The sequence below is a fragment of the Thermosynechococcus sp. OHK43 genome (genome assembly GCF_014466085.1).
Classification (GTDB): Bacteria; Cyanobacteriota; Cyanobacteriia; order Thermosynechococcales; family Thermosynechococcaceae; genus Thermosynechococcus.
In genome coordinates this window covers 1-3,623 of the sequence record NZ_JACOMP010000190.1, presented here as the reverse complement: position 1 = coordinate 3,623, position 3,623 = coordinate 1, and the positions used below count along the sequence as shown (strand labels likewise).

Sequence of the window (3,623 nt, the reverse complement as noted above, 5' to 3'; positions counted from 1 at the left end):
AGGCTAACAGGTGTATTAGTCGCTATAGGTTCTATTTTGCCACAAACTCTCGTTTATCGGTCGGAATAGAGAGGAAAATATACAAACCCCTCAACTTCGACAGGCCTAGAATAAACTAGAATAAAAGTTTTCAATGGCGCAGTGCCCTCAACAAAGCTTTCCCCTTCCCTAAGCTTCATTGGGATCAGGAGTAGGTCTCAGTCGCTGGAGCCAGAGTTACAGCCACTCCCCTAAGAAAGGGCTGTATTAGCCTTGAGAGCCGCGACATACCGCTGCACCTTAAGATCAATACCGGTAATGTCGGTGCCGACAACGACTGCCCAAGCCCCTAAACCCAAGGCCTTTGCAGCCATGGTTGGACTGGCAATTCCCCCTTCACAAAGAATAGGCACGCTGAGCTGCTTGACAAGCTGACTCAGAAGCGACCAACTGGGGGGCGGGGTATGCGCCGTGGTTTCGGTGTAGCCAAAGAGGGTGGTGCCTACCCAATCAGCTCCGGCAGCAACCGCGGCTTCGGCATTTTCCAGGGAGTCAATATCAGCCATCACAGGCTTGCCCAGTTCATCATGAATTCGCTGAATCAAATCCTGTAGAGGTTCAGGACGCGATCGCGCTGTGGCATCGAGGGCAATGATATCGGCGCCTGCTGTTGCAACAGCTACCGCATCGGCAAAGCGAGGCGTAATATACACAGGGTACGCTGGCAAGGTCTGCTTCCAGAGGCCAATGATGGGCACATTCACCGCTTGGCGCACTGCCTGAATATGGGCTGGGGTATTGATGCGCACGGCCACTGCCCCCCGCAAAACTGCTGCCCTTGCCATAGCGGCAATGATGTCTGGTGCGGCCAAAGGGGAATCTGGCGGGGCTTGGCAGGAGACAATCAGACCGCCGTGAATTTGCGTTGCTAGGTTCATGGTGTTTCGAGGTGCAGTTTCTGACGGGCGATCGCCCCCAGTTCTAAGGAGTGGCCACTGACTTTCTCTAGCAAGTAGAGACAATGCTCTGGCCGCAGGAACGTGCCATCGTTGCGACAGACCCCTGTGTAGATCAGGCTCACCGTTGGCCAGTGATCTTGGTACTCATTGAGGCGAATCTCCAGGAGGCGATCGCGCAAATTAACCACTTGGGTTTTCCCTGACTTGGTGGCTAGCTCATAGAGAATTTCAGGCGTGGCTCGCAAGGTCTCTAACCACTGTTCCCAAGTCTGCCGCTCTAGGGGTTCAGGTGCACGGATGAGCAGTTCATAGGTGGCGGCTTGCAGGGCTTGACTAGCAGCAGGTTCACTGAGGGGCACCACCTCACAGCCATAGAGGGGTATCTCCTGAGGAAGCTGCTGCCGCAATTGGGCCAGCACCGTCTGCGCATCAACCTCACGGTAAAACTCCAGGTCCACAATTTCCCCATAGCTGGTCACGCCAAGGGGCAAGGCACTGGCGATAGAGATGCGCGGCGAGGGGTGAAATCCGCCGCTAAAGGCAATGGGCAAGTGGGCACGGCGGACGGCCCGCTCAAAGAGGCGCAGCAGGTCCAAATGGCTGAGGAGGGTCATCTCGCCCGTTTTACCAAAGGTGAGCCGCAGACGTTGAACGCGTTCTTGGGGAACCTGGGGCTGACCTTGAATGGGCGGAATCGGCGGGGGCGGCACGACCACGTTATGGCCAAAATCAATACCACAGACGCCGCAGTGGGAACAACCGTCAAAGGAACAGTCGGGCACCACAACCGCTGCCAGGGCGCGGTGTAAGTCTTCCTTGAGCCAGGCTTTACTAACGCCCGTATCAATGTGATCCCAGGGTAGGGGGGCATCGAGGTTGTGGCTGCCACCGCTAAAGACATTCCACTCGCCCGCTTCCAGTTGGCGGTATTTCCAGTCCAAACCCGCTTCTTGAATCGCCTGAGTCCAGGCGGCATAGGCGCGATCCAGGTTTTCCCACCAAGAGTCTTCGCGGGCTCCCAATTCCCAAGCGCGGCGGATGACAGGGCCGAGTTGGCGATCGCCCCGACCCACAAAGTCCTCCATTGCCGAGATGCGCACATCGGTAAAGTTGGCCTTCAGACCCTTAATAGTCCGAAATTCTGCCTTGAGCAGCTCCTGTTTGCGCAGAAACTCACTGGTGGAGACAGCATGCCACTGGAAGGGGGTGTGGGGCTTGGGGGTAAAGTTGGAGATGGTCAGGTTAAAGCTCAGGGGTTTGCGTCCTTTGATCCAGCACTCCCGCCTCAGCCAACGGATGGTTTCCGCAATCCCCAAGACATCGGCATCAGTTTCCCCCGGCAGGCCAATCATAAAGTAGAGCTTGATCTTATCCCAGCCCTGCTCATAGGCCGTTTTTACTCCCCGCAGCAGTTCCTCATTGGTTAAACCCTTGTTGATAATGTCCCGCAGTCGTTGCGTTCCCGCTTCCGGGGCAAAGGTGAGCCCTCCTTGGCGAGTACCACCCACAATGTGGGCAATGTTTTCATCAAAGCGATCCACCCGCTGACTGGGGAGCGACAGAGAGATATTCTCGTTTTGGAGACGGTTTTTAATTTCCACCCCCACAGCGGGCAAAGCCAAATAGTCGGAGCAACTCAGAGAGAGTAGGGAAAACTCGTTATAGCCGGTGGCACGCATCCCCGTTTCAATGGCAGCAATCACCTCCTCAGGGGCAACATCACGGGCAGGGCGAGTCAGCATCCCCGGTTGGCAAAAGCGACAGCCGCGCGTACAGCCGCGCCGAATTTCCACCGTCAGGCGATCGTGAACGGTTTCCACATAGGGCACCAAGCCAATAGCATAGTGGGGCATTGGAGTAGCCACCCGCCGCAAAATTCGCTCCGGCACGGCGGGGCGATTGGGCTTAACAGAGCCATCTCCCTGGCGATCATAAAACTGGGGCACATAGACCCCCGGCACCTGTGCCAAATCCAATAGCAAATCTTGACGACTCAAGCCGGCTCGTTTGCCTTCCGCCACCACAAGGCCAATTTCAGGCAAGAGTTCTTCGCCATCCCCAAGGGCAAAAAAGTCAAAGAAGTCAGCGTAAGGTTCAGGGTTCGATGTCGCTGTCTGTCCTCCGGCAAAGATGAGGGGAATATCTTCTAGGGATGCCTGTTGTCGCTCCCGCCAAGTCAGGGGTAGCCCCGCCAAGTCGAGCATTTCCAGAATGTTGGTAGCACCCAGCTCATAGCTGAGGCTAAAGCCGATGATGTCAAACTCCCGTAGGGCACGGCGCGATTCCACAGCAAAGAGAGGCGTTTGGGTGGCTCGCAATTTGGCGGCTAAATCCGCTGCCGGTAGGTAGGCGCGATCGCACAGCTGAGCGGGGAGGGTATTGAGAATGTTGTAGAGAATAATGTGCCCCAAGTTTGAAGCACCCACCTCATAGATTTCTGGATAGCTGAGCACCCAGCGCACCGTTGCAGCTTCCCAGGGTTTATGAACCGCACCGCGCTCATTGCCCAAATAGCGAGCGGGTTTGAGGATCTCAGGGGTGAGCAACTCAGTAATCGGAACAGCCATGGCCCAGGAACTCAATTGAACTCAATTGCAAACATTTAGGGCAGTAAAAAGCGAGATTCCCCCGTGGGCATTGGTCGTGGGGGTTTGGGAGGCGCCAAAAGACCTGCACTGCCGGGTT

Annotated in this window: 2 protein-coding genes; both read right to left on the bottom strand. The window is 56.0% G+C overall.

Annotated elements, in window-relative coordinates; genetic code table 11:
- Positions 1-230: 230 nt before the first annotated feature.
- Positions 231-917: an N-acetylmannosamine-6-phosphate 2-epimerase gene (locus tag H8Q75_RS07945; RefSeq protein WP_024125250.1), complete on the bottom strand. Its 687-nt coding sequence runs from the start codon at positions 915-917 to the stop codon at positions 231-233.
- Positions 914-3,505: a TIGR03960 family B12-binding radical SAM protein gene (locus H8Q75_RS07940; RefSeq protein WP_297041097.1), complete on the bottom strand. Its 2,592-nt coding sequence runs from the start codon at positions 3,503-3,505 to the stop codon at positions 914-916. Before H8Q75_RS07940 ends, H8Q75_RS07945 begins: the two co-directional genes overlap by 4 nt.
- Between the last annotated feature and the right edge of the window lie 118 nt (positions 3,506-3,623).

Bases quoted from the DNA above. Each gene is read 5' to 3' on its own strand.
- H8Q75_RS07945 (WP_024125250.1), bottom strand. From the start codon at position 917: ATGAACCTAGCAACGCAAATTCACGGCGGTCTGATTGTCTCCTGCCAA.
- H8Q75_RS07940 (WP_297041097.1), bottom strand. From the start codon at position 3,505: ATGGCTGTTCCGATTACTGAGTTGCTCACCCCTGAGATCCTCAAACCC.